This window comes from Sporosarcina sp. Y838 (genome assembly GCF_056786515.1).
This window is the reverse complement of record NZ_JBXCJD010000015.1, coordinates 14,479-39,671: the sequence shown is the minus strand read 5'-3', so window position 1 is coordinate 39,671 and position 25,193 is coordinate 14,479. Positions and strand designations below refer to the sequence as shown.

The 25,193-nt window shown below is 41.8% G+C and carries 19 protein-coding genes and 2 riboswitches; of the genes, 7 read left to right on the top strand and 12 right to left on the bottom strand.

What is annotated here, in order from left to right:
* Positions 1–51 precede the first annotated feature (51 nt).
* The 4 genes from AC1TO4_RS15280 to AC1TO4_RS15265 all read right to left on the bottom strand — a co-directional run bounded on the left by AC1TO4_RS15280 (position 52) and on the right by AC1TO4_RS15265 (position 4,767).
* Positions 52–2,247 carry a sensor histidine kinase gene (locus AC1TO4_RS15280; RefSeq protein ID WP_482106043.1) on the bottom strand — a complete coding sequence of 732 codons (2,196 nt, stop codon included), beginning with the start codon at positions 2,245–2,247 and terminating at the stop codon, positions 52–54.
* Positions 2,248–2,249: 2 nt separating this feature from the next.
* Positions 2,250–2,426: a hypothetical protein gene (locus AC1TO4_RS15275; RefSeq protein WP_482101286.1), complete on the bottom strand. Its 177-nt coding sequence runs from the start codon at positions 2,424–2,426 to the stop codon at positions 2,250–2,252.
* A complete protein-coding gene (locus AC1TO4_RS15270; RefSeq protein WP_482106042.1) occupies positions 2,404–3,093 on the bottom strand; it encodes a response regulator transcription factor in 690 nt (229 codons plus the stop codon). The genes AC1TO4_RS15275 and AC1TO4_RS15270 overlap by 23 nt, the downstream gene beginning before the upstream one ends.
* A gap of 786 nt (positions 3,094–3,879) precedes the next feature.
* Entirely contained in the window at positions 3,880–4,767 is an 888-nt protein-coding gene (locus AC1TO4_RS15265) for a DMT family transporter (protein WP_482106041.1), read from the bottom strand.
* Positions 4,768–4,881: 114 nt separating this feature from the next.
* Positions 4,882–4,926: riboswitch (PreQ1 riboswitch) on the top strand.
* A 7-nt stretch (positions 4,927–4,933) separates the two neighbouring features.
* Between AC1TO4_RS15265 and AC1TO4_RS15260 the strand changes: the two genes are divergently transcribed.
* The 3 genes from AC1TO4_RS15260 to AC1TO4_RS15250 all read left to right on the top strand — a co-directional run bounded on the left by AC1TO4_RS15260 (position 4,934) and on the right by AC1TO4_RS15250 (position 7,379).
* Positions 4,934–5,416: a QueT transporter family protein gene (locus AC1TO4_RS15260; RefSeq protein WP_482106040.1), complete on the top strand. Its 483-nt coding sequence runs from the start codon at positions 4,934–4,936 to the stop codon at positions 5,414–5,416.
* Between the two features lie 54 nt (positions 5,417–5,470).
* Entirely contained in the window at positions 5,471–5,701 is a 231-nt protein-coding gene (locus AC1TO4_RS15255; protein WP_482106039.1) for an excisionase family DNA-binding protein, read from the top strand.
* Positions 5,702–5,888: 187 nt separating this feature from the next.
* A complete protein-coding gene (locus AC1TO4_RS15250; RefSeq protein ID WP_482101291.1) occupies positions 5,889–7,379 on the top strand; it encodes a BCCT family transporter in 1,491 nt (496 codons plus the stop codon).
* A 40-nt stretch (positions 7,380–7,419) separates the two neighbouring features.
* Here the strand turns inward: AC1TO4_RS15250 and AC1TO4_RS15245 are convergent, their stop codons facing one another.
* On the bottom strand, positions 7,420–8,406 hold the full coding sequence (locus tag AC1TO4_RS15245) for a homoserine dehydrogenase (protein WP_482106038.1): 987 nt from the start codon (positions 8,404–8,406) through the stop codon (positions 7,420–7,422).
* Between the two features lie 113 nt (positions 8,407–8,519).
* Complete coding sequence (locus AC1TO4_RS15240; RefSeq protein WP_482101293.1) at positions 8,520–9,809, bottom strand: O-acetylhomoserine aminocarboxypropyltransferase/cysteine synthase family protein; 1,290 nt, start codon at positions 9,807–9,809, stop codon at positions 8,520–8,522.
* Positions 9,810–9,932: 123 nt separating this feature from the next.
* Positions 9,933–10,048: riboswitch (SAM riboswitch) on the bottom strand.
* A 143-nt stretch (positions 10,049–10,191) separates the two neighbouring features.
* On the opposite strand from AC1TO4_RS15240, the gene AC1TO4_RS15235 reads away from it, so the two are divergent.
* Positions 10,192–10,827: a glycerol-3-phosphate acyltransferase gene (locus AC1TO4_RS15235; protein ID WP_482101294.1), complete on the top strand. Its 636-nt coding sequence runs from the start codon at positions 10,192–10,194 to the stop codon at positions 10,825–10,827.
* A gap of 54 nt (positions 10,828–10,881) precedes the next feature.
* On the opposite strand, the gene AC1TO4_RS15230 is transcribed toward AC1TO4_RS15235, so the two are convergent.
* From AC1TO4_RS15230 to AC1TO4_RS15215, 4 genes are all read right to left on the bottom strand, one after another.
* Positions 10,882–12,240 carry an aminotransferase gene (locus tag AC1TO4_RS15230; RefSeq protein WP_482106037.1) on the bottom strand — a complete coding sequence of 453 codons (1,359 nt, stop codon included), beginning with the start codon at positions 12,238–12,240 and terminating at the stop codon, positions 10,882–10,884.
* A gap of 38 nt (positions 12,241–12,278) precedes the next feature.
* Positions 12,279–13,823 carry a CoA-acylating methylmalonate-semialdehyde dehydrogenase gene (locus tag AC1TO4_RS15225; RefSeq protein ID WP_482106036.1) on the bottom strand — a complete coding sequence of 515 codons (1,545 nt, stop codon included), beginning with the start codon at positions 13,821–13,823 and terminating at the stop codon, positions 12,279–12,281.
* Between the two features lie 580 nt (positions 13,824–14,403).
* Positions 14,404–15,765 (bottom strand): aminotransferase, encoded by a 1,362-nt coding sequence (locus tag AC1TO4_RS15220; protein ID WP_482101297.1) that lies wholly within the window; start codon positions 15,763–15,765, stop codon positions 14,404–14,406.
* 83 nt (positions 15,766–15,848) lie between these two features.
* Positions 15,849–17,312: a CoA-acylating methylmalonate-semialdehyde dehydrogenase gene (locus AC1TO4_RS15215; RefSeq protein WP_482101298.1), complete on the bottom strand. Its 1,464-nt coding sequence runs from the start codon at positions 17,310–17,312 to the stop codon at positions 15,849–15,851.
* 150 nt (positions 17,313–17,462) lie between these two features.
* Between AC1TO4_RS15215 and AC1TO4_RS15210 the strand changes: the two genes are divergently transcribed.
* Positions 17,463–19,109, top strand: a complete 1,647-nt coding sequence (locus AC1TO4_RS15210; RefSeq protein ID WP_482106035.1) for a PucR family transcriptional regulator ligand-binding domain-containing protein — start codon at positions 17,463–17,465, stop codon at positions 19,107–19,109.
* A 677-nt stretch (positions 19,110–19,786) separates the two neighbouring features.
* Positions 19,787–21,196: an amino acid permease gene (locus AC1TO4_RS15205; RefSeq protein ID WP_482106034.1), complete on the top strand. Its 1,410-nt coding sequence runs from the start codon at positions 19,787–19,789 to the stop codon at positions 21,194–21,196.
* A gap of 1,023 nt (positions 21,197–22,219) precedes the next feature.
* Here AC1TO4_RS15205 and AC1TO4_RS15200 read toward each other — a convergent pair.
* Complete coding sequence (locus AC1TO4_RS15200; protein ID WP_482106033.1) at positions 22,220–22,444, bottom strand: IS66 family transposase; 225 nt, start codon at positions 22,442–22,444, stop codon at positions 22,220–22,222.
* Between the two features lie 31 nt (positions 22,445–22,475).
* Here AC1TO4_RS15200 and AC1TO4_RS15195 point away from each other — a divergent pair, with 31 nt between their 5' ends.
* Entirely contained in the window at positions 22,476–22,892 is a 417-nt protein-coding gene (locus tag AC1TO4_RS15195; protein ID WP_482106032.1) for a PucR family transcriptional regulator, read from the top strand.
* Positions 22,893–24,497: 1,605 nt separating this feature from the next.
* Here the strand turns inward: AC1TO4_RS15195 and AC1TO4_RS15190 are convergent.
* Positions 24,498–25,103 (bottom strand): FMN-binding negative transcriptional regulator, encoded by a 606-nt coding sequence (locus tag AC1TO4_RS15190; RefSeq protein ID WP_482106031.1) that lies wholly within the window; start codon positions 25,101–25,103, stop codon positions 24,498–24,500.
* Positions 25,104–25,193: the final 90 nt, after the last annotated feature.

The following is a 25,193-nucleotide window of genomic DNA, read 5'->3' as shown; positions in this document are numbered from 1 at the left end:
CAATACCCTTGAGTAAAGGCATTGCGTACAGCTCACATCATTGTCCATTTATTAAACCGCCGCCACGACGACCGTTACTTTGAATAAATCTCCATCTACTTCAATTTTCATATTCCCATTATGCAAATCGACGATGGATTGTGCTATCGCAAGGCCAAGTCCAGAACCGTCCGTTTGGCGTGATGCATCAGCCCTTTTGAATCGTTCAAACAATTCGTCGGTGTTTTCACCAAGCTCATACTTCGTCACATTTTTCACGACGAATTCTGCGTTATCTCCCACTTTTCGAAGTGTAATATAGACACGGGTACCCGGCAATGTGTATTTAATGGCATTGACAATCAAATTATCCAGTACGCGCCACCATCTTTTTCCGTCGACATAGGCAACAAGCGTAGACTCTGGTAAGTTCACCCTAAAATCAAGGCCCGATTTCGAAATTTCTTCTTCGTGCTCTGCAAGTGCTTGTTGAAGCAATTGTGTCAAATCGACACGTTGTTTGTGAAGCTCCAAGTTACCGCTTGCCATTTTCGAAACTTCAAATAAATCCTCAATCAATGTCTTTAAACGCTGTGATTTCCTATCTAAAATATCTATATATTTTGTTCTATCTTCAGCTGTGATATCTGCCTTTTTCAATAGATCCGTGTACGTAATAATGGACGTTAATGGTGTCCTAAGATCATGACTAACGTTCGTAATAAGTTCCGTTTTTAGGCGTTCACTCTTCGCTTGTTCGGTCATGGAACTGCGGACACCTTCGCGTAGGTTATTGAGATTCCGCGCATGGTCTGCAAGCGGTGATTTTCCTTCGATTTTAATTTCCTCATGAAGACGTCCATTCGCCATCGCTTCAGTAGCCACAATAATACGATTCAAATACGCCGTTCTTCTCACGAAAATATAGAGGAATGGCAGCCCAGCAAACAATACAAGTGGAATGTAAATCATAATTAATATGGGTTGCATGAGAACGACGGCAAACCCGATGCCCGCTAGGAAAAAGCCAATTAATAGAAGGAACGATTGAACACCAATTGAACGATTCAAAAACATCCCTTGCCATGCAAGTATAAATCTCATACTATAACTATCCTTAATTTCTTGTTTCAACACCACTTCATCTTTTATTCGCTCCATGAAATTAACCAGCTGTAACACTGTTAGAAATACGAGGAGTGTAAGGAAAACAAAAGAAATTGCATATATGACCAAATTTTCGAGGCTATAAAAATAAGCATAGTCTGCAACAAACAATAAATTAATATAGAGCATCAGCAATGTTGTAACCAGCAGAGCTCCTTTTACATCGATTTTTAAACGATTATACCAGTCTGCCCCTCTTCTATCCTTCACCCAGTTCTTATTGAAACGAAACTTTGTCAACAGAAGGATTAATGCAATTAGCCCGACAACCCAAGTGCTATAGGCAATATATTTTGATTTGTTAAACCAGGCTGCATGTTGACCATGAGACCCTTCCTGTGATATCCCTTTTGAAATGACGACAATACCCTCGAAAGTCCGATCTGGGTTTCCGATTATTGAGCGGTTACTGTCGATGTATTCCCCGGTATGGTTTCTTGTGTACTGGTATAAATCAGCATTTTTTATTCGAAGTGACTTAGCCTTGAAGTACCCTTCCTTGGAATTGTACATTCTCTTGTAGGCCGCGGGCGCTTTGACATCACCGGACGCAAACGTTTCACCCGTTTCCACATCTTTCAACTCATAGGCAACCCACCGGAAGTTATAATCGTCCACACCATTGAATCTTTCACTTACATATTGTTCAAGCGCTTCTCCTTTTTCTTCACGGACTTTTGCCTCTACATGTTTATCATCTTGGAAGTTTTTTCGAATATCATCTATTTTCACTTCTTGCTCTTTAATCAGTTCTATTTTTAACACTTCATTGCCAGCCGCTTTCGCTTCTTCAATTCGGTCTTGATATTGGGCTGTAATATTGGAAATTTGTTCAGCCAATGTGCCGTAACGCTCACGATGTTCGTCGATTTCCTCCTTTGATACTTTGATTTGTTTTTTCTCCTTTTCCACATCAATCGGATTCAAAACGGTTGTACTAATTTTATCGTAAAAATACTCCATTTCAGATTTAAAATCCTCTGTATCAACAAAGCTATTCCCGATAAACCTTGGACCCGTATTTATAAAAGAGACAAGCGCAGTTAAAAACAAGGCGATAAGAATCGACCAGACAATAAGAGGCATTCGTTTATTTTTCATATTCACACATTTCCTTTCACTATCCGGGTGAAGTAAGCAATCGCCCTACTGGAACGTTCCATTCCATTTCCGACCAGGTCAATGATGTGGGAGAAACAGTAACCGATACTCAAAGCGGCAATGACAATCGCGATGATTGACCAAACTACAGCCCAGTCATTTTTCGATTTTGTAACCAATGCCCCACACCACCTTTACATATCTCGGATTTTTCGGATCTGCTTCGATTTTTTCGCGTATTTTACGTATATGTACCGCAACGATATTTTCAGCATTGTACGCTGCTTCATTCCAAACGCGTTCGTAGATTTCGTTGATAGAAAATACACGCCCCGCATTCTTCATCAGCAACTCTGTAATTTTGTATTCAATTGGTGTCAGTTTTACCACGCCACCATCAATAGTGATTTCCTTTGCTTCTTCATCCAGAACTAACCCGTCGATTTCTACTTTTTTCTGACCATCGTATGTCCCAAATTGGATATAGCGACGTAATTGCGACTTCACACGAGCCATCAACTCCATCGGATGGAAAGGTTTCGTCACATAATCATCTGCGCCAACGGATAGTCCATGGATTTTATCAGAGTCTTCCACCTTCGCACTCAGCATAATAATCGGGATATTGCGCGCTTCCCGAATTTTGAATGTCGCAGTAATACCATCCATATTTGGCATCATAATATCGAGAATAAGAAGATGGACATCATTCGACTCCAGTAGCTCAAGCGCCTCTATACCGTCCGCCGCCTTCAGTACCTCATAACCTTCATTTTTCAAATATATTTCAATCCCGTTACGGATGTCCTGATCGTCATCCGCTACAAGCACTGTGAATTTCGCCATCTTCCGCACCTCGCTTTTCTCTATGATACCAATTGTACCCGCCAAATCTTAACATTCACCAACTGTAATTATGAAGAAAGTCTTAAGAACAGATTATATATGTTCAATTAAAGAATCCCGTTGAATCTATTTAATGAGAGAGTTGTGATTCGGGGTGTGGATTATAGACCGCTTGGCGCTTTGGGGATGCCTCTCGCCATGAGCCTGGATTAACGCTTCGCATCCAGTCTCAGGGCTTCGGCTACCCCTTTACCGCGCCTGCGCTGGAGTGTTCATTAATGATGGCGTTTCAGTTCAGAGTGTACATTTTAGATCGCTTGGCGCTTTGGGGATGCCTCTGGCCCTGAGCCTGGATCAGCGCTTCGCATCCAGTCTCACGGCTTCGGCTACCCCTTGTCGCGCTTGCGCTGGAGTGTTCCATTATTGAAAGTGATTTTGAGATATATAGAATGAGATTATGATGTGATTACTATTTGATACTAACTTCATTGAAGAAAGACACACTGCGAGCTGCAGGTCTTATCCCTGACAATGAAATGTGCTTTCTAAGATAGATCATCCAGCGAAGGCGCGACTTCGTGGTAGCCGGAGCAATAAGACTGAAAGTGGTCTCCTTTCCGGCTTATCGCGGGAGGCATCCACAAAGCGCAGAAGCGGTATTAGCAGAAATTCTAATTCACTCACTTGTTTCGTGACTTTTTCAATGGCCTCCCGTATTCATTTGTTCAACATATATATCGGCAAAAAACCCCTGGCCTCCCAAATACCGATAGGGATACCAGGGGTTTATTCATTTATCAAGCTAGACTTCTTCACTTTTCTACCACTGAGCGTCAATACGAGGATTCCGCCTAGCAACATAGCAATGCCCGTCCAAGACGTTACGTCGAGATGCTCACCAACCACAATAACACTCAAAACAGCTGCAGTAAGCGGTTCAGCAAGTGATAGGGTAACGGCAGATGACGATGGAATTCTTTTTAATCCGGTTGAAAATAGGATGTACGCTACACTTGTCGTAATTATTCCAAGATACAGTACCACAGATATTCCCCGAGCGGAAATCAGACTTTCCGTTTCGAATAAAAGCAAAAATGGCATCAGCATCATTGCACTAATGGAAAAGATGACTGCAACTGCAGGTACAGCATCCACTTTTTCAAGTACTTCTTTATTTACAAGTGCGTAAAAGGCAAACAATAGCCCTGCACCAAGCGACATCGAAACACCTACCGGATTAACAACGATACCGTCTTTATTTAAAAATAGCAGTGCACACCCTGCAATCGCAAGAGCGGTAGCTGTAATCCAAATAAATGTCGGACGGCGTTTTAACAAGAACCATTCGATGATTCCAGAAAAAACAGGCGAACTGCCGATGGTAACGACCGTCCCTATCGCGACACCGGTTAATCTAACAGAAGAAAAGAATAGATACTGGAAAATGGCCATTGAAATAGCCGCGTAAATCGTAGCTTTCCACGGCCAATTCCGGAAATCAATTTTACGCATGATTAGTAATAGAATCAGCAATGAAAAACCACCCACCGCAAGCCGTGATGCACCAACTGTCAATGGATGGATGGTTTGCGGGAGGAACGTTTGTGCAGTGCCCGTTGTTCCCCATAGTATTGCACCTAACAACACGACTGTGTAGGCAATTCGCTGCGACATGATTCCACTGCTCCTTTTCCCTTTATATATAGAAGATACCATATAATTCGAGAGTTCCAACATTTCAAGTTCACTTGACACGACTAGTAACTATGTACTATAATCACTAATTGTTCACACGTGGTTCGTAACCATCCCACGCTAAAAAACTAGGAGGAAATAAGTAATGAAAATAAAAACAATGGCCATAAGCGGGATCATTGCCGCTTTATATGTAGCCGTATCTCTATTAATAGCACCACTGGCTTATTCAGCAATCCAATTTCGTATCTCCGAGCTGTTCAACCATCTTATAGTGTTTAATAAGAAGTTCTTCTTTGGTATTGTGCTCGGAGTATTCGTCACAAACTTGTTTTCTCCACTTGGCATGTATGATCTATTTTTCGGCGTGAGTCAATCAATTATAGCTCTTTCAATCACGATATTTTCCGCTAAATTCATATCTGGAGTTTTCAAGCGAATGGTCTTCAACACACTAGTTTTCACCTTTACCATGTTCATCATTGCTTTCGAGTTAAACCTAGCATTAGAGCTCCCTTTCCTACTTACATGGTTAACAGTTGCAATCGGTGAATTTGTTGTCATGGCAATTGGAATTCCGATTATGATGGCTTTGAATAAACGGCTAAACTTCAAGAAATTGATTTAACCGAAACAGCACCCGCCACTTTGTCTTCAACTGAATTTTCCAAGGAGGGCTTAGATGTATATCTCCATTCAAGAAACTGCAGAATATCTTAGCATGCCCGTCGAACAAATTCAGAAGTATGTAAGAGAAGGACGGATTCGTTCTGTCCATGACGGCGAACAATTTCTAGTGAACAAAGATCAGTTTGGTCTTTATTTAGAACAACTCGAAACATTAAAACACCAAATTGACGAATGGCGTAACGAACCCATTCCACCCGATCGCGACATTAAAGATGAAGATTGAGAAACCGGCTGAAAATCTATGGATTTTCAGCTGTTTTCATTTAAATAGAGTACTCCGCATTGTCCCTGAACACGAATGGAAAGGCTTATTAACGGGAATACTTATTTAACCGCACAGTTGCTTTCATTACATTTTGCTAGTATAGTTAAAAACTGTTTCTACATTACCAGTAACACGAGGGGGAAGTATGAAGAAAATATCAAACGTTTTTTATATCACAATTGGTCTTATCATATTGACCGTTGGATATGGTGCATTCGCACCCGAAAGTTTTGAAGCCGTCACAACGAATGCCAGAAACTTTGTTGCGTCGTCATTCGGTTGGTACTATATGCTGCTCATGTCATTCATGTTAGCGCTCAGTTTCTTTTTCATCGTTAGTCCATTCGGTAAAATACGGCTTGGAAAAGACACGGATCGCCCGCAGTTCTCTACAGTCACTTGGATTGCCATGCTGTTTTCCGCCGGAATGGGAATCGGCCTTGTCTTTTACGGTGCCGCTGAACCATTATCACACTTTGCTATCAGTCCAGCCTCGGAAGATCCAAATACGGATGAAGCTTTCAAAGAATCCTTACGTCAGTCTTTCTTCCACTGGGGGATTCATATATGGGCCATGTACGGGATCATTGCGCTATCGTTAGCCTTCTTCCAGTTCCGTAAAGGGGAGCCGGGATTAATTTCAGCAACATTGAAGCCGATATTCGGTAAAAAAATGGTTGGACCATGGGGTACTCTCGTCGATGTACTCGCCGTTTTCGCAACAGCATTCGGTGTCGCTACATCACTCGGCTTCGGCGCTGTTCAAATTAATGCAGGCCTAAACTATTTATTTGATATTGAAATTAATATCTTTTCACAGTTTGTCATCATCGCATTCATAACGGTTCTGTTCGTTGCATCCGCATGGTCTGGATTAAGTAAGGGCATCAAATACTTGTCGAATACAAACCTTGTTCTTACCCTTGCACTGCTTGGATTTATCGTCGTTCTCGGACCAACATTACTCATTTTTAATATGTTCACTGATTCGTTTGGCGGTTACTTTGCAAACCTTATCCAAATGAGTTTCGGTACAGCTCCATTGGACTCTACCGACCGGAAATGGCTTGATGATTGGACAATATTCTACTGGGCATGGTGGATTTCTTGGGCACCGTTTGTCAGTATGTTCATCGCCCGCGTTTCAAAAGGCCGAACAATTAGGGAGTTCATGATTGGCGTGCTTGCTGCACCTACATTACTGGTTACATTCTGGTTCTCAGCATTTGGTACGACAGCGATTGATATCCAGAAAAAAGGACTTGTCGACTTGACGGCTTCTAGTACAGAACTAACTATCTTTGAAATGTTCAATGTTATGCCTATGTCGTTCATCATATCAGTCTTCGCAATTTTGTTGATTGTATCTTTCTTCGTTACCTCAGCGGATTCAGCGACATTTGTCCTTGGCATGCAATCAACGAATGGTTCGTTGACTCCGCCGAATAATGTGAAGCTCATTTGGGGTGTTATCCAGTCGACAATTGCGCTGATTTTGCTTTCTGTCAACGGCCTCACCGCACTGCAAAATACGATTATCATTGCTGCGCTGCCATTTTCTTTCGTCATGCTGCTAATGGTTGTCGCGTTGCTCAAAGCGTTAAAAGCTGAATTAAAGTTGATGAATTTGAAATAATGTTAAGAAAGGCGATTCCTGAGATGGAATCGCCTTTTTCTTAACTTTTGATAAGAACCTTTTCACGTTGTCCAACCATATATAAGAAGTCTCCGATCAATGCGCTCGCTGTCGGATACATGCCTGCTCCCGGGCCTACAAGAGTAAGGGACCCTAGATAATCAGTTTCAACAATAATTGCATTATCAACACCGTCGACTCCATATAACGGATTGTCAGTACCAATTAGTACCGGACCCACACTTCCTCGCAAGACACCCTTTTCATCGATTGAAATCTCCGCGATATGCCGATAACGAAGTTTCCCCTTTAATGCTTCCGCAACATCTTCAGTTTTAACTCCATCGATTCCAACTATCGGAATGTCACGCCAATCAGGCTGGGTACCAAATGACAGTGCACTTAAAATCATCAGTTTTCGAAAAGCATCTTTACCACTAACATCGTCAGTCGGATCTGCTTCTGCATAACCGAGCTCTTGTGCTTCAAAAAGTGCAGTGTCAAATGGAACTTTCTCTTCCCGCATCTTTGTCAAAATGAAATTTGAGGTTCCATTTAAAATCCCTCTGATTCGTCGTACTCGATCAGCAGGTAACAAGTTTTTCACTGTACGGATAATTGGTACTCCACCCGCTGTAGTTGCTTCATAACCGACCTGAACGCCCCGGAATTCCGCATGCTTCAATAATGCCGGACCATGTGTCGCGAACATTTTCTTATTTGCCGTTATAATGTTTTTGCCCTTTTCGATTGCATCTGAAAGATACGTATAAGCAGGTTCCTCACCAACAATTGCCTCAAAGATGAAATCAATGTCCGGGTTCATCAGTATGTCCTGGATGTCTCCCGTCACTTTTATCCCGGGTGTTGCTAGACGTACTTTCGCTATATCGCGAACAAGGATGGCAACTATATCGATTTCACAGCCTGTTTGTTGCTTAATCTCATTCTTTCTTTCATTCAAAATTCTGTAAATCCCTTCACCTACAGTGCCGAAGCCGAGTAGAGCAACCTTGATTGACGGCATTTCGCCACCTCCATGGACTGCTTAATAACAAGTCCCCATTTTTCAAATTCTCTTAAATGGCTATAGGGCGTAACAAACTAAGAGGATTGTCATAGCCATCCTTCTTCCAAAAATTATACTGTTACAGCTACTGCTGCTTCAATAGCCTGCGCTAAATCTGCAATAATGTCTTCTGCTGATTCAAGACCGACCGATAGTCTAATTAGTTCCTCGGTAACGCCTGACTTTTTCAAATCTTCAGGGCCAAGCTGCTGGTGCGTCGTTGAAGCAGGATGGATGATCAAGGATTTTGCATCGCCAACGTTAGCTACGTGCGACCAGATTTTAACGTTGTCAATTACGTTTCGACCAGCCTCACGCCCGCCTTTGATACCGAAAACGATAATGGAGCCGAAGCCGTTTTTCAAGTACTTTTTCGCAAGGTCATATGATGGGTGATCTTCGTTCCCAGTATACGTTACCCATTCAACAGATGGATGCTGTTTCAAGAATTCTGCCACTTTGATAGCATTTTCATTATGTCTTGTCACACGCAGATGCAATGTTTCAAGTCCTTGTAAGAAGTTAAAGGCACTATCCGGATCCAGGCAAGGTCCAAAGTCTCGCAACAATTGCACACGTAGCTTAGTGGCAAACGCCGCGCCTGCAGTGTCAATTCCATAACGAAGGCCATGGTAAGATTCATCCGGCTCAGTAAAGCCTGGGAACCGTCCTTGTGTCCAATCAAACGTACCCGCATCAACAGCAACTCCACCGATTGTTGTACCATGTCCGCCAATCCATTTCGTTGCAGAGTGGATCACGACATCTGCACCAAATTCGATTGGATTTGAACCGTATGGAGATGCAAATGTACTGTCTATAAGAAGTGGTAGACCGTTTTCATGTGCAATGTCCGCAACCGCTTCAATATCAAGCACATGTAAACTTGGATTACCAATTGTTTCTGCAAATAAAGCTTTTGTTTTATCTGTAATCGCTGCGCGGAAGTTTTCAGGATCCGTTACATCGACAAATTTTACATTGATGCCGTAACGCGGAAGCGTATTGGCAAATAAATTATACGTACCACCATACAAATTGCTTGCCGCGACAATTTCATCACCTGCGCCTGCGACATTTAAGATTGAAAATGCAATAGCCGCCATTCCTGAAGATAACGCAACTGCCGCCGTTCCTCCTTCAAGAAGTGCAATACGTTCTTCAAAAACAGCAACGGTTGGATTTGTAATACGCGTATAGATGTTGCCTGCTTCTTGCAGTCCAAACAATTTTTGAGCATGTTCTGTATCACGAAATACGAATGATGAAGTTCTATGAATTGGAACTGCACGAGAACCTGTTACAGGATCGGGTTTTTGTCCACCATGTAGAAGAAGTGTTTCGGGTTTAAGTTTTGTCAAAGTCATTACCTCCAAAGTTTTTTAGATGGAATTGATTGTGATCTGCGGAGACGCTGGGGTATTTTGGAAATAAAAAATAACCCCCTTCGCTTAAGAAGAGGGTTACGCTTTCGCTTTTTCCTCCCCTTATCTTTCAGATCCATCGAACCGATCTGTAGGAAGTAGCACCTTTACAAGCTGGTCGCTTGTCGGTTGCCGGGCATCGCAGGGCCTATTCCCTCCGCCGCTCTTGATAAGAGTTTGTATCATTCAGTTTTCCATCTTGTGACATAGTATAGTAGATAGCGCGAGACAAAGTCAAGAGATTATTAAATAATTTTTCTGAACCTTGCGTTTACCTCTAATGTTACAATTAATTTACCAATGTTTTGGAGGAATGGTTATGTGGTTATGGATTACAAGTGTACTAGTTTCGGGATATGCCATCGGTTGCTTACATGGATCGGTTGTCGCACAGATAATTTCGGGCGTTAACCTAAAAGAAACCGGGGTGAAAAATGCCGGTGCTTCGAATGCCACAATCGTTCTCGGGAAAAAATTCGGCGCACTGGTTGCTGCAATCGATATCGGTAAAGGTGCAGTAGCTGTCCTATTTGTGAGATATTTCGCAGAGAATGCAGGACTTCCAGGAGAAATTGTAGCTTTACTATTATTCCTCGCGGGTACTGCAACCGTGATTGGGCACAACTTCCCGTTTTATATGAAGTTCAACGGCGGCAAAGGAACCGCCACGATTATTGGCGTGCTGCTCGCCATCGACTGGAAGGTTGGACTCGTTGGTTTTGCATTATTTGTCATCGTGGCGCTAGTAACAGACTTTCTCGTGTTTGGCGTGCTGATGCTGTACGTGACGCTCATCGCGATGGCAGTTTGGGCAGAAGGATACGGGCCCATTATAGCGGCAGTATTATTATTCGGCATCGCAATTTGGAAACATATCGAGAACTTCCGTCGGATGAAAAACCGTAGCGAGAAACAGGTTTCTACAGTTTTTAAAAAGAAAACATCTAAAAACTAAGGATTTTCCAACAATTAGGAAACAGAGGCGAATACACACCTCTACCCATTTGTATCATTCGTTTTCTTTAAACACTTTCTTTACAACAGCAATAATGAAATCTACATCTTCGTCAGTGCAGGACAATGGCGGACTGAGTGCTAAAATATTATTAAAACCAGCTACCGTATCTCCATTTCTTCCGATAATAAGTCCATTTGCCTTGCATTCCCCGATAATTTTGGCGACACGTGCATTGGAAGCAGGTTCTTTCGTTATCTTGTCTTCAACTAGTTCAATTCCTAAGAGGAAGCCGAGGCCGCGGATATCACCAACAAACGTGTGCTGCTTTAGGCTTGCCAACTCTTTTTGAAGACGTTCACCAAGCTCGGCAGATCGTGCAATAAGGCTTTCGTTCTCAATAATTTCGAGATTCTTCAATGCCACGGCACAAGCTGCAGGATTCCCTCCAAAAGTATTGATATGACGGAAGTGGCTATTCTCTTCACCTGTGTCAAACTTTTCGTAAATATCTTTTCGCACAGCTGTAACTGATAACGGTAAGTAGGCGCTTGTCAGCCCTTTCGCCATCGTAATGATGTCCGGCTTTACGTTAAAGTGCTGATGGCCAAATGCTTTCCCGGTTCGTCCGAATCCACAGATAACCTCATCAATGATTAGAAGGACACCGTGGCGATTACAGATTTCTTGAACTTTTTCCAAGTAAATCGGATGTGGGATCAAGACTCCGCCACCAGTAATAAGAGGCTCCATAATAATCCCGGCAATTGTTTCTTTCTGCTCCCAAATAACTTTTTCTTCAAACTCTAGCGCACGTTGTATGTTATATTCTTCAACTGATTGATTTGCCGGCCTGCGGTAATTATCAGGTGGTGCAATATGCAGAAACCCTGGAACGAGCTGTTCATATTTATATTTCCGTAGAGCTTGACCAGTGGCTGAGAGCGCACCCATAGAACTACCATGGTAAGCCCGGTAACGTGAGATGAATTTGTAGCGTGACGGTTCCCCATTTTGTTGATGGTATTGGCGTGCAAGCTTGAATGCCACTTCGTTGGCATCAGATCCGCTATTCGAATAAAAAAATACATAATCTCCGCCTAGCATTTCATTCAACTTTTCAGCAAGCTCAATGGCAGGTTCATGGCTTTGGGTCATAGGTGCATAGGCCAGTTTTTTCATCTGTTCATACGCAGCTTTCGCGAGTTCCTCACGCCCGTATCCGACGTTCACACACCAGAGTCCAGACATTCCATCCAAGTAACGATTACCTTTATGATCGGTGATCCAAGCCCCTTTTCCGCTTTCAACGATCATCGGAGGATTCTTTTCATTGTAGGCGGAAATGTGATGCCATATATTTTGACGATCCTTTTCAACTAATGACGATGTATCCTTTATCACTTTTGTCATTTTCTAATCCCTCTTTCTCCATCAATAGTAGTAACAAATCAATTCCGATTACTTGGAAAATCGAATGCAACACCTTTTTTGATATCTGTAGTTTCTGGCCATCTTTCTGACACCGTTTTAATTTTCGTGAAGAAACGAACAGTATCCGGTCCGAACATATGACTTTCACCAAATTTTGAACGCTTCCAGCCTCCAAAGTTGTGATAGCCTACTGGAATCGGAATTGGTACATTGACACCTACCATGCCGACTTCGACCTTCTCCGTGAATTCGCGGGCTGCAGGACCATTCTGCGTAAAGATCGTGACTCCATTTCCAAATTCATGGCCGTTTACCAAATCAATCGCTTCACCCAGATTGTTTACACGAACTACTATCCTTGCCGGTCCAAACACTTCCTGCCGATAAACCTCCATATCCGGTGTAACGTTGTCCAATAAAGTCGCGCCTAAATAGTACCCATTGCTATTTAGGCCTGTGTCGGGATTACGGCCATCTACACAGAGTTTTGCTCCTTCTAGTAAGCTGTCTTCAATCGATTTGAGTACTGCTTCTTTGGATTGTTGTGTGATGACCGGCCCAAAGTCGGCTTGTTCATCGTCATACGAACCCACTCTCAACTCTTCTACTTTCTTTATTAACTTCTCGACAAATATGTCGGCCGTCTTTTTACCAACTGGCATCGCGACAGACAGGGCCATACAACGCTGAGAAGCCGCTCCATACGCAGCCCCAAGGAAAGAGTCAACTGCAAAATCGATATCAGCATCAGGCATGATGATCATATGGTTTTTCCCACCACCGAATGCGGCTACCCGTTTATGATGTCGACTGGCTTCCTCATAAATATATTCCGCCACTTTTGTGGAACCGACGAAACTGACTGCCATCACTTTTGGATGTGTGATTAACGCATCCACCGCTTCCTTATCACCATTCACCACACTCCATACCCCAGCAGGAAGCCCAGCCTTTTCCCAAAGCTCCGATATGAACAGTGCAGAATTTGGTACGCGCTCAGATGGTTTTAATACAACAGAGTTTCCGCATACAAGTGCCATTGTTGTCATCGCAACCGGTACCATTACCGGGAAATTGAAGGGTGAAATACATGTGACAACGCCAAGCGGCTGTTTAATGGAGAAGGAGTTAATGTTTCCGCCTACATCAGTTGAATGCTCGCCTTTTAATAGATGCGGTGCATTAATTGCAAAATCGACCGCTTCAATTGCACGGCTAATTTCTCCTTTTGCATCCGAAATTGTTTTACCGTTTTCACGCCCAATCGTTCTAGCAAGTTCATCAGTTGCATCTATTAGTAACGTCCGGAAGTTGAACAGTACTTCTACCTTTTTTGCAACGGGGGTTTTCCTCCATGTGTTAAAAGCTTTATCTGCGGCCTCTACGGCTTGGTTCACATCTATCGCTGTTGCGTAAGGGCAGTCAGCAGTTTTTTCTCCTGTGGACGGGTTATAAATAGGTCCATAACGTTCAGATGCCCCTTCCGATTTCACCCCGCCAATAAAATGATATAGCTTGTCCACCGATTTATTTTCGCCTACAACACGATCTAGCTTGTTCATAATTTAATTAACCCCCTGTTTTCGTTTTTAAAAATTGATAACACGATTCCTTTCGAGCATTTAAAATTGCTAAACTGAATTCCGCTTTTCCTTATCAGTATATTAATAGAAATTTCGACTTCTGCTTTACGTTTTGTAAAATCAAAGCCACATTGACTATACATTTTGTCCAAAATTGAATGTAGTTCCCTTACAACACCTACTCCAATCAACATATTTGACTGCTGCACTAGAGGAAACCTCCCCATTTAAGACTCCTACGCTAGATTAATCAGTACACAGTCTAGGGTTCGCATAATCAACATCAAAAAAATAGCGAGCCTTAACTCCAGTAATATCGGAGTAAAGCTCGCCTACGCTATATTCATATGTCCAACTTATCTTTATTCAGCAGAAGACTCTCACCTATATAGGTGGGAGAATAATACGGTTTTGTTTTCCTGTTCAGCGGGTGTCCAAACGCCCGCTGAACAAAGATAAAGCCTCCGGCGGATGTCACAGATTTTGAAAGGAGTCAATCGAGCAAGCTCGATTCAAAATCTGGACGCAATTACGCCGAGGCGTAATTGATTTACTTATATCAAGCTTCGTTTTCCTTAAATACTTTCTTCATAACTGCAACAATGAAATCAAAATCTTCATCGGTACAAGACAACGGCGGGCTCAGCGCCAGGATATTATTAAAGCCTGCGACGGTATCGCCATTTCTACCAATGATAAGCCCATTTGCCTTGCAATCCCCGATAATTTTCGCGACACGGGCATTGGATGCAGGCTCTTTCGTCTCTTTGTCTTCAACAAGCTCAATTCCAAGAAGGAAGCCGAGGCCACGAATATCGCCAACGAATGGATGGTCTTTCAAGCTAGCTAGCTCTTTTAGCAGTCGCTCACCAAGTTCAGCGGATCGATCAAAAAGATTTTCTCTTTCCATAATTTCTAGGTTCTTTAATGCGACTGCACAAGCAGCAGGATTTCCACCAAATGTATTCACATGACGGAAATGACTGTTTTCTTCGCCTGTATCAAATTTTTCGTAGATATCTTTTCTGATTGCAGTTACAGATAGTGGCAGGTAAGCACTCGTTAGTCCTTTCGCCATCGTAATAATATCTGGCTTCAAATTAAAGTGCTGATGGCCAAACGCTTTCCCAGTCCGACCGAATCCGCAAATCACTTCGTCAACAATAAGCAAGACTCCGTGACGGTTACAGATTTCTTGAACTTTTTCAAGATAGATTGGGTGTGGAATTAAGATGCCGCCTCCTGTAATAAGTGGCTCCATAATAATCCCAGCAATCGTCTCTTTCTGCTCCCAAATAATTTTCTCTTCAAACTCCTGGGCGCGTTGAATATTATATTCTTCGATAGATTGCCCCGCTGGTCTGCGATAATTATCTGGCGGCGCCACATGTAAGAATCCTGGCGCAAGCGGTTCATACTTGTATTTCCGTAATGCCTGCCCTGTTGCTGCCATTGCACCCATCGAACTTCCATGGTAGGCCCGGTAACGGGAGATGAATTTGAAACGGGACGGTTCTCCATTCTGTTGGTGATATTGACGCGCAAGTTTAAATGCTACTTCATTCGCATCAGAACCACTATTGGAATAAAAAATCTTATAATCGCCGCCAAGCATTTCACTTAACTTTTCAGCAAGTAAAATTGCCGGTTCGTGACTTTGCGTCATCGGTACATACGCCAGTTTTTTCAGCTGTTCATATGCGGCTTGTGCAAGTTCCTCACGCCCATACCCAACATTCACGGCCCAAAGCCCGGACATTCCATCTAGATAACGATCACCGTTATGATCTGTGATCCATGCTCCTTCTCCACTTTCTACGATCATCGGCGGATTTTTTTCATTATAAGCGGAAATGTGATGCCACACATTTTCACGGTCTTTTTGAACTAATGACTTTGTCGTTTCTTTAGCTGTTGTCAATTGCCCCACTCCCTTTTTATAGCTGAAGCCTACATCAGCAGAACCTCAGCATTTATCCCCTATTTTGAACGACCCCGTTACGATTAGTGGCGTGCTGTCAACATTTTCTTCCGTGTGTAAAATTCGATTCCATCACGGCCATTCGCGTGAAGATCACCGTAAAACGACTTCTTGTAACCAGAGAACGGGAAGAATGCCATTGGAGCTGGAACGCCAAGGTTAATGCCAAGCATCCCCGCATCGATTTCTTCTCTGAACTGGCGAATCGCTTTCGCGCTGTCTGTGAACAAACAAGCTCCGTTTGCAAAATCCGACTTATTTGCAAGCTCGATCGCTTCCTCTAATGTATCCACTCGAACAACTGACAATACAGGAGCAAAAATCTCTTCTTTCCAAATTTTCATTTCTGTTGTCACATTGTCGAAAATCGTCGGTCCGACGAAGTAACCGCCTTCAGAAGTGGACTTATCATCGCGGCCATCACGTAACAGTTTCGCGCCCTCTTCAACGCCTGACTCGATGTAATCAAGTGTCTTGTTTTTATGTGAATCCCTAATGACCGGCCCAAGGAATATCCCTTCTTCCAAGCCATTACCAATTGTCATTTTATTAGATTCATCTACTAATCTTCCGACTAATTCATCCGCAACATCGCCGACTGCAACAACCACAGCACAAGCCATGCATCTCTCCCCTGCGGATCCAAACGCGGCATTAATAATATTGGTTACCGTCGCATCCATATCCGCATCCGGCATGACGATTGTATGGTTTTTCGCGCCCGCTAACGCTTGAACACGTTTGCCATTCGACGTTCCCGTTTTGTAGACGTATTCAGCAACTGGCTGTGAACCTACAAACGATACTGCCGGAATATCTGGGTGATTTAGAATACCGTTCACGACGTCATGTGCGCCGTGTACGATATTGAATACACCATCCGGCAGACCTGCTTCATGCAGCAATTCCCCAAGACGGTTTGCCAGGAGTGGCGTCCGCTCAGATGGCTTAAGGATAAACGTATTCCCGCTCGCAATGGCTAGTGGGAACATCCAGCACGGCACCATCATCGGAAAGTTGAATGGTGTAATCCCTCCAATGACCCCAATCGGATAGCGGTACATGCCCGATTCAACGTTCGTTGCAATATCAGGAAGCTGATAACCCATCATTAATGTAGGCGCACCTGCCGCAAACTCGACACACTCAATGCCGCGCAGCACTTCACCATAAGCTTCAGCATAGTTTTTTCCGTTTTCAATCGTAATAATTCTTGCAAGTGCGTCCCAGTTCTCTATTAGCAATTGCTGATATTTAAATAAGATTCTTGAGCGTTGTGGCACAGCAACCTTTTTCCATTTTGCAAATGCTGTTTTCGCTGCCTCTACCGCTAGATTTAAATCTTCAAGCGTAGATATGGGAACTTCCGCAAGGATTTCTCCCGTCGCCGGATTCGGTACCTCTTCATATTTATCTGTCGTTGATTTTACCCATTGTCCATTGATGAAATTTGTAAGCGTTTTCTTCTCTACTGCTGTGATTGTCATTTTTATTCCTCCAATTCTATTTGTCTTGCTAGTTAATCTTATTTTCGTTAGACTTCATATTATACTTTACAAACTTTTTGGACTATTGTCACTATACACATTGTAAAATCATAAGCTTACTATTTTAACGTTATGGGGGGCATTTTTTAGATGAATGAATTGAAATTGACAGTCGGCGATATTCTATCCCGTGATTCGTTCAAATGTGCGAAAGTCGTTGCTGGAGAAGCTGGATTGGAGCGACAAGTGAAATGGTCGCATGTACTGGAAGCAAATGAATTCGAGTCATTAATAAACGGTAGTGAAATGATTCTTACAACAGGAGGTGGCCTACAGCTCGATTTACCTACCCAACTTAAGTATGTAAAGAAGCTCATAGAAAAAGACGTCGCGTGTATTTGTATAGAGCTGGGAACTTACCTCAAGGAAATTCCGTCTGAGCTTATCAAACTGGCAAACAAGCACTCTTTTCCAATCATCGTATTTGAGAATACAGTAAAATTTGTTGATATCACTCAGGATCTCCATACATTTATTATCAATCAACACTATCAGATGCTTTCACAACTCGATACGCTGTCCAGGAAATTCAATGCTCTATCCCTTACGCCTAACGGCATTTTAAAAATCCTGCAAGAGCTGCACCAATTTTTCCAGCAGAGTGTCCTATTCATCACCGATGATGGAAAACCATATTATTACCCATCTGAAATTAAAGATTTGGACACAGCCATTCGGGATTATCTAGTAAATTCCACATCGACCAGTACCGAACAGAGATTTTTCACACTTGATGAACAAACATTTGCGCTCATTCCAGTCAAGGGACTTGGACAAACCTGGGGCTATCTGTGCCTACAAGTGAAACAACCAACCTCAGATGAATTTACCTTCCTACTATTGGACCGTGCTGCGCTTGCCGTTGCACAAATTTTGTTGCGTAACCGCACGATTGAAGAACGGAAACAGCATAACGAAGATGAATTCGTCCGAAATTTATTGAACGGCAGGGATTTTGAACAGGAGAATTTGCAAAGTTATTTACCCTCTGCGAGTCGTAATTTGCATTTTAGAATCTTTATACTACAGATGGATGTACAGGAAACAAACCACGGCGAAGAAGACTGGGAAGAAATCAAACTACAAAGGTCGATGATGATCCGATCCCTTTTTAAAAGAATGGGTTTTTTCCCCGCGGTTTCATCCAGCAAAAACAAGGTTGCAATCATCGCTTCATTCATCGCCGCCGATCACCTAAAAAATGAGACCTCTCGTTTTTTACAAGTTATCCAACATGTCGTTGAAATGAAAGACACTAATTTCATTGATGGGACCAAGTGTACATTCGGAGTAAGCATGGTTTACAAAGATTTTGCAGATATAAATAAGGGCTTTCAAGAAGCTAAGAAAGTTCTTGCGCTACACGAATCTAAGATAGCGGAAACAAACTTCTATGAAAAACTAGGCATTTATAGACTTCTCCTTCTCTTAAAAAATAGTGACCACCTTGAAACATACGTCCAGGATTACTTGTCAGTAATATTCAACTACGATCAGAAGATGGATAGCAAACTTTTTGAAACGCTCCGCGTCTATCTTGAATGCAACGGATCAAAAAAAGATACCGCCGACCGCCTGTTTATAGTTAGACAAACGCTGTACCACCGGCTTGATAAGTTGGAAACACTTCTAGGAGAAGATTTTATGGCACCATCGAATCGCCTTGCGCTTGAAGTTGCTATCATGGCCTATCAACTGGTGAAGGACAACAATAGTAAAGCCAGTTTCGCTCACTAATAGAACGGACTATTTTTACCTAATGAATAAATGAGTCTATTCATACCCCTACTACATTTCTAAGCAACCGAATAGTGAGGTTACAACTTTTTTCAGCAAATACAATATCAATCCGATTATTAACTATCAAATTTCAGACGATCATTCAATTATCGCCTTAGTACAAGCGAATATCGGGATTAATATCCGTCCCGAACTTGTCTTAAAAAATGTGTCAGATGGCATCACTGCCCTCTCATTTGAAGAAGAGGCTTACCGAATTATTGGTTTAGGTTTTACAAATCAAGCATCTCATGCGACAAGAAGCTTTATTTCCATAGTTAAGGACATTTACCAAACCATTTAAAACAGATGTAAAATAGAACTTACCCAGCGATTGGGTTCTAATGTGTTTAAAATGGCTTAACTATGCGCCCATTTAACAATTCGTGTATTTTAATATCTTATTCACTTACAAAATGTCTAATCTATTTCCGAATTCACTTCTGTATGATTTATTTTACGTCTCGAAAGAATATTCAGTCTATTATATTGTAATCGTTTACATAGAAAAGGAGGTCTGCCATTCATTCTAAATGAACATGATTGACAAAATCATTCCAGACAGATTAAGGTAAATTAACTGAGAGTATGGACATTTTTTCAGAGAATAATCACTTTTACAAAGGGGAATGTAGATGTCTCATCAACAAGGTAAGTTAAATCCAGATTTGAAAATCCGGCACATCAGTATGATTTCAATTGCAGGTGTCATCGGAGCTGGACTGTTTATCGGAAGTGGTGCGGTTATTAACGCTTCAGGGCCGGGCGCGATTCTATCCTACGCATTTGCAGGAACAATTGTCGTCTTAGTCATGCGAATGCTCGGTGAGATGGCAGCCGCCCATCCCACAAGCGGATCCTTTTCCACCTATGCATCCGAATCAATCGGACCGTGGGCAGGCTTTACAATTGGATGGTTATATTGGTTTTTCTGGGTAGTCGTTATAGCAATTGAAGCAATTGCCGGTGCAGCTATTATGCAATACTGGATTCCTGATTTTCCACTTTGGTTAATGGCATTAATTTTAACTATCTTGCTAACACTGACAAATCTTTTTTCAGTAAAATCCTTTGGAGAATTTGAATATTGGTTTTCCCTTATTAAAGTCGTAAGTATCGGTTTGTTCCTCGTTCTCGGTCTTTGTGTTATTTTCGGATGGTATCCTGGCGTTGAGGCTCCCGGTACATTGAATCTTTTAGGTGCAGGTGGATTCATGCCAACTGGATTTGGTTCTGTCTTAATAGGCATTACAGTAGTCATCTTTTCATTCATGGGTACCGAAATTGTTACGATTGCAGCCGGTGAGTCTGACCACCCTGCAAAAGCGGTTCGGATTGCGACAAATAGCGTTATTTGGAGGATTCTCATATTCTACATCGGTTCTATAGCGATTGTAGTCACATTATTGCCTTGGAATTCCACAAACTTACTTGTCAGTCCGTTTGTCGCTGTTCTCGATTATGTAGGTATTCCTGCCGCGGCACAGATTATGAATTTTGTTGTCTTAACCGCAGTTCTATCTTGTTTAAATTCAGCACTATATGCGAATTCTCGAATGTTGTTCGGGATGGCACAGAAAGGCGATGCACCAAAAGCCTTTTTAATATTAAGTAAAAGTGGCGTCCCTATCCGGGCAATCTTATTCAGTACAATCTTTTCATATATCGCGGTCATCTTCAGTTATATCTCGCCCGACAAGTTATTTTTATTTCTAATAAACTCGTCTGGAGCTGTGGCACTGCTCGTCTATCTGGTCATCGCATTCTCACATTTAAAAATGCGAAGACGACTTGAAAAGGAAAAACCAGAAGCGCTTCAAATTAGAATGTGGCTGTTCCCTTACTTAACGTACGCAACCATCGTCGTTATTGCGGGAATATTTATTGCAATGCTTATCATTGAATCATTGCGAGTACAAGCTGTACTTACGTTACTTATAGCTGGTTTGACCGTTGCTTCTTACTTCATTTTTGTCAGAAAGAAAAATGGTATAGGAGAATTGGAGAAAGGCATTGTACAGGCATCTTCAAGGACACTTCCCTAACAAAGAAAAAAACATCCAGTATCGCTTTTTAATAAAAGCAATACTGGATGTTTTTTGTTTTTTTCTGAAAGCCATGAACCTTTCCATCATTCATACACCAACACAATTTACTGCAATAATCTTCTATTCCCCCCGTAGATTACTGTTTATCGGTTATACCTGTTCATCACTTCCATACGTTGTTCATGACTTTGGTTCTACGAATGCATCTACTTACGGTAACCAACAGGGGTCTGCTCGCCTCCACTTTTAGGGAAATAGCTATCACATACTGTTTTTTTGACGGCGTGACTGTCAATCGTCTCAAGCGAGAGCTTCGGGCAGGATTAATCCACATATTAAGGAAAGTAGTTCACTTTGTCAGACCCACTCTGAAACGTTATAAAGTTCATCAATATTTAGATTCCCACTTTCATTCGTGGCGACAGTAAATTCACCGTGTTCTGCGACAATGCCTATATAACTCACATGCTGTGTACGGCTGGCGTCCGGAACCTAGACGCTCATTTAGCGCAAAAAAGTAGTACTATATTTCAAGGTAACTACTCAGGTAGACCCTAATAATAGGAAAATCGTCCGAATTGGACTGATTTGAGGGAGGAAAGATTTCACGGTTCTGTTTTCGGAGAGTAGAAACGAAGCCGTGAATTCGCGCAAATTGCTCGGCACCTCCGACTGAACGGGAAGATCCTGAGATTTTTTTGTTTCACTTTCATCATTCGAATAACTCGTTCTGTCAAACTATTATAAAAAAGGCACACGGACATCTTGAATAAACCACAAAATGGCGGTTTTATGGAGCCGAAAACGTACGTCTAGATTCTCGGCTTTGCTCTTGCTCTTTCGTCCATGTTTGATGTGAGCGTTGGTATCAGGCGGTGTAAACCACCCCTTTTCATCTAAGCTCAAAATAGTATCACATCGCATTTCCCATTCAGAAATTCCCGGTGCTTCTACTGGGATATTTACTTTGCTAGTCTTCTTGGTCTATGTTTCTTGTAGTCGCGTCTGCATTTCAACTGCCTACTGATGTCCGTCATAGTCAATGATCCCTTGACACTCCCGAAGAAGATGGGATCCGCATAGGGCGTAATCAAACGAATAGTCTGATAAAAAGTATCTTGCCCAACTGTCGTGGACGAGAATACCGTCATAGCTAGAGAGTATGTCGTAATCGTTAATGGCTTCTTTCCCTCGTTTTTTGCAAGTTATCCAATTTTTCGTTGAAATGAAAGACACAAATTTCATTGATGGGACCAAGTGTACATTCGGAGTAAGCATGGTTTACAAAGATTTTGCAGATATAAATAAGGGCTTTCATGAAGCTAAGAAAGTCCTTGCGCTACACGAATCTAAGATAGTGGAAACAAACTTCTATGAAAAACTAGGTATTTATAGACTTCTCCTTCTCTTAAAAAATAGTGACCACCTTGAATCATACGTCCAGGATTACTTGTCAGAAATATTCAACTACGATCAGAAAATGGATAGCAATCTTTTTGAAACGCTCCGCGTCTATCTTGAATGCAATGGTTCAAAAAAAGACACCGCCGACCGCCTGTTTATCGTTAGACAAACGCTTTACCACCGGCTTGATAAGTTGGAAACACTGCTAGGAGAAGATTTTATGGCACCATCGAATCGCCTTGCGCTTGAAGTCGCTATCATGGCCTATCAACTGGTGAAAGCACACTAATCTACAGAGAGTAAAACCGGTTCTACTCAAATCGAGAAAACCGGTTTTATTTCCAAAATGAGTTTGTATTATATTGAAAGCCCACTAATAATAAAATAACAAGTCGACTTTTCTCATTGCAGTAATGCCGGTTCGCTATTCAGAAAAAAACAAAGTCATTAGTTGAATTATTAAGCCGTTCAGTTGAGTGGTACAAAACACAAGATAAAGCACAAAAATAGACCGCCAATTCGCATATAAATTAGCGGTCTTTAAAATGCCTAAGCATCAATGTTTAAACACAAAGCACAACTATTTCAATAACCAAATCGGCACACGAATTACACGACCTACAATAATTATTGTAAGGTGAAAATATCGTGTTAAAACCGTTGCTAATCCAGTAATCAAATTGAAGGGTATTAGAGATGGAGGATATTGTATTTATTCAACAAAAAAACACTAGAAATAATTCAGCGTTTTTGTTTCTATAATTAACTTTTTCTTCTTCCTTCTTCAACTAGTCGAGTAGAAGGGAACCTTTCTACCTTGCGGTAGATTGTGTTCCTCCCCCCTCACAGAAGCGTGCTTGCGCTATTTACGCACACGGCTCATCCTAGTCACCATTCACAAAATATAGCTAATCTCCTTCGCTCAGATTTCGCCAATTCTGCTATCGTTACTAGTTTTGTTTCCATTTATTATCCCTACCTCTGCGTGTAGTAAATGTGTCCCTAGTAAGGGTGATAACTTGGCAGCAACCTTTCCTCCATCGGCATTACCCAACCTCATTGGTACTACGCTGCTATCCGACTCCCTACAACGACATTTGGCCTCCTTGCTTATTATCGCTTGTACACCATACTCTTCTATAAGAAGAAAAGAGCGGTAGGGTCTCCCGAGTTGCCGTATCATATCAATGTGTGACGTCCCAAGGTCTCTGACTCCAGAGAGATTTTATCCTTCTTGCCTTTAACGATGAATAAAATGTTGCTTTCTGCTGTGTTTAAGGCATCAGCCCTCTCGATTTACTAACATTATGGAGCTCTATCCCTTCAACCATTTGGCTTTCGGCCCGCCACCTAACTGTCTACGCTTAAAGGCTAATGTTACCAGTAGCCCTCCAAGACTCGCTGCGAGTGAATAGCTAGTTCTTTCTCGACGGGAATCCCACCCGCTATATGATATGACCTAGGCTCGGCCGTACAAGCACCCGTTAGCCTTACATGTAGCGCAAAATCAGCGCTACACCACAGAAGATGAAAATGTGTGCAGAACAGGTATTGGATATTACGGCTGGCGAAGAAGGTCGATGAACTATGGTGCCATAGAGCCCATCCGTTAGTCTGACTCCAACGACCACGGTGCATCACAGACTGTCGCACCCAATACGGGTAGTACTTATGGGGGATTAATCCTAATCTGGTAACTGCACCAACCTTACCTATATTCTCTGAAGAATCGAGCTGATTCTTGATTTACCTTTCAATTCAACATTATCCTTCTCAAGGCTCAGTCTTTTTTTAAAAAAACTTTTTCTGAGTTTTTTTGTTATGCGCTATTATCAATAATATGAGTTTTTTTATTTTCAGGGAGTTCAATAAGGTATGACTTTTACTTGCATTTTTATAGATTTTTCTTCATAAGAGATGCTACTTGTATATTATCTTGTTGAGAAGTGTTTTCTAGATGCTTAATAATTAATTCTTGTCGTTTCACAGGGTGGTTTTGGCTTAATTTAGCTTTTGCTTCAATTTTTGTGATTTTTATTCTGAACGTTACAATTCCTTTACTCATTCCTACGATAAAACTAGGTTCAACATCATTTATATTATATGGACTATTAGGGCTTTCATATTTATTTACCGAGTCATTTAAAGTATCGAATATTACTTTTCTATCTTCGACAATCTCCATCTTTCCATATAAATGGATAGACACATAATTCCAAGTAGGTACTGCTTTAGTTGTTTCGTACCAAGTAGGTGAAATATAACAGTGGGGACCTTGGAAAACCGCAAGGACTTGTTGGTTTTCAGCATCCTTCCATTGTTCGTTCGGACGTGCAAAATGACCATATAACGAATCTTTAGACTCATTCAACATCAGTGGAAGATGAGTAGCATAGGGTTCTCCTTCATGCTGAGAAAATAGGGTTGCAAATCCGTATTTTTCTATAAAATCATAAATTACTTCTTTATCATCGATTTTAAAATGTTTAGGTATATACATAATAATCCACCTTTCAAAAAAGTTATATGGGTGTTTTGGTCATTTTAAAGTCCATTTGTTCTTCATTTTCCCTTTTTTTACAAATCACCA

Bases quoted from the DNA above. Each gene is read 5' to 3' on its own strand.
- AC1TO4_RS15255 (WP_482106039.1), top strand. From the start codon at position 5,471: ATGTATATCTCCATTCAAGAAACTGCAGAATATCTTAGCATGCCCGTC.
- AC1TO4_RS15260 (WP_482106040.1), top strand. From the start codon at position 4,934: ATGAAAATAAAAACAATGGCCATAAGCGGGATCATTGCCGCTTTATAT.
- AC1TO4_RS15245 (WP_482106038.1), bottom strand. From the start codon at position 8,406: ATGCCGTCAATCAAGGTTGCTCTACTCGGCTTCGGCACTGTAGGTGAA.
- AC1TO4_RS15250 (WP_482101291.1), top strand. From the start codon at position 5,889: ATGAAGAAAATATCAAACGTTTTTTATATCACAATTGGTCTTATCATA.
- AC1TO4_RS15195 (WP_482106032.1), top strand. From the start codon at position 22,476: ATGGTTTACAAAGATTTTGCAGATATAAATAAGGGCTTTCATGAAGCT.
- AC1TO4_RS15200 (WP_482106033.1), bottom strand. From the start codon at position 22,444: ATGAAATTTGTGTCTTTCATTTCAACGAAAAATTGGATAACTTGCAAA.
- AC1TO4_RS15210 (WP_482106035.1), top strand. From the start codon at position 17,463: ATGAATGAATTGAAATTGACAGTCGGCGATATTCTATCCCGTGATTCG.
- AC1TO4_RS15190 (WP_482106031.1), bottom strand. From the start codon at position 25,103: ATGTATATACCTAAACATTTTAAAATCGATGATAAAGAAGTAATTTAT.
- AC1TO4_RS15235 (WP_482101294.1), top strand. From the start codon at position 10,192: ATGTGGTTATGGATTACAAGTGTACTAGTTTCGGGATATGCCATCGGT.
- AC1TO4_RS15215 (WP_482101298.1), bottom strand. From the start codon at position 17,312: ATGACAATCACAGCAGTAGAGAAGAAAACGCTTACAAATTTCATCAAT.
- AC1TO4_RS15280 (WP_482106043.1), bottom strand. From the start codon at position 2,247: ATGAAAAATAAACGAATGCCTCTTATTGTCTGGTCGATTCTTATCGCC.
- AC1TO4_RS15230 (WP_482106037.1), bottom strand. From the start codon at position 12,240: ATGACAAAAGTGATAAAGGATACATCGTCATTAGTTGAAAAGGATCGT.
- AC1TO4_RS15270 (WP_482106042.1), bottom strand. From the start codon at position 3,093: ATGGCGAAATTCACAGTGCTTGTAGCGGATGACGATCAGGACATCCGT.
- AC1TO4_RS15265 (WP_482106041.1), bottom strand. From the start codon at position 4,767: ATGTCGCAGCGAATTGCCTACACAGTCGTGTTGTTAGGTGCAATACTA.
- AC1TO4_RS15225 (WP_482106036.1), bottom strand. From the start codon at position 13,823: ATGAACAAGCTAGATCGTGTTGTAGGCGAAAATAAATCGGTGGACAAG.
- AC1TO4_RS15205 (WP_482106034.1), top strand. From the start codon at position 19,787: ATGTCTCATCAACAAGGTAAGTTAAATCCAGATTTGAAAATCCGGCAC.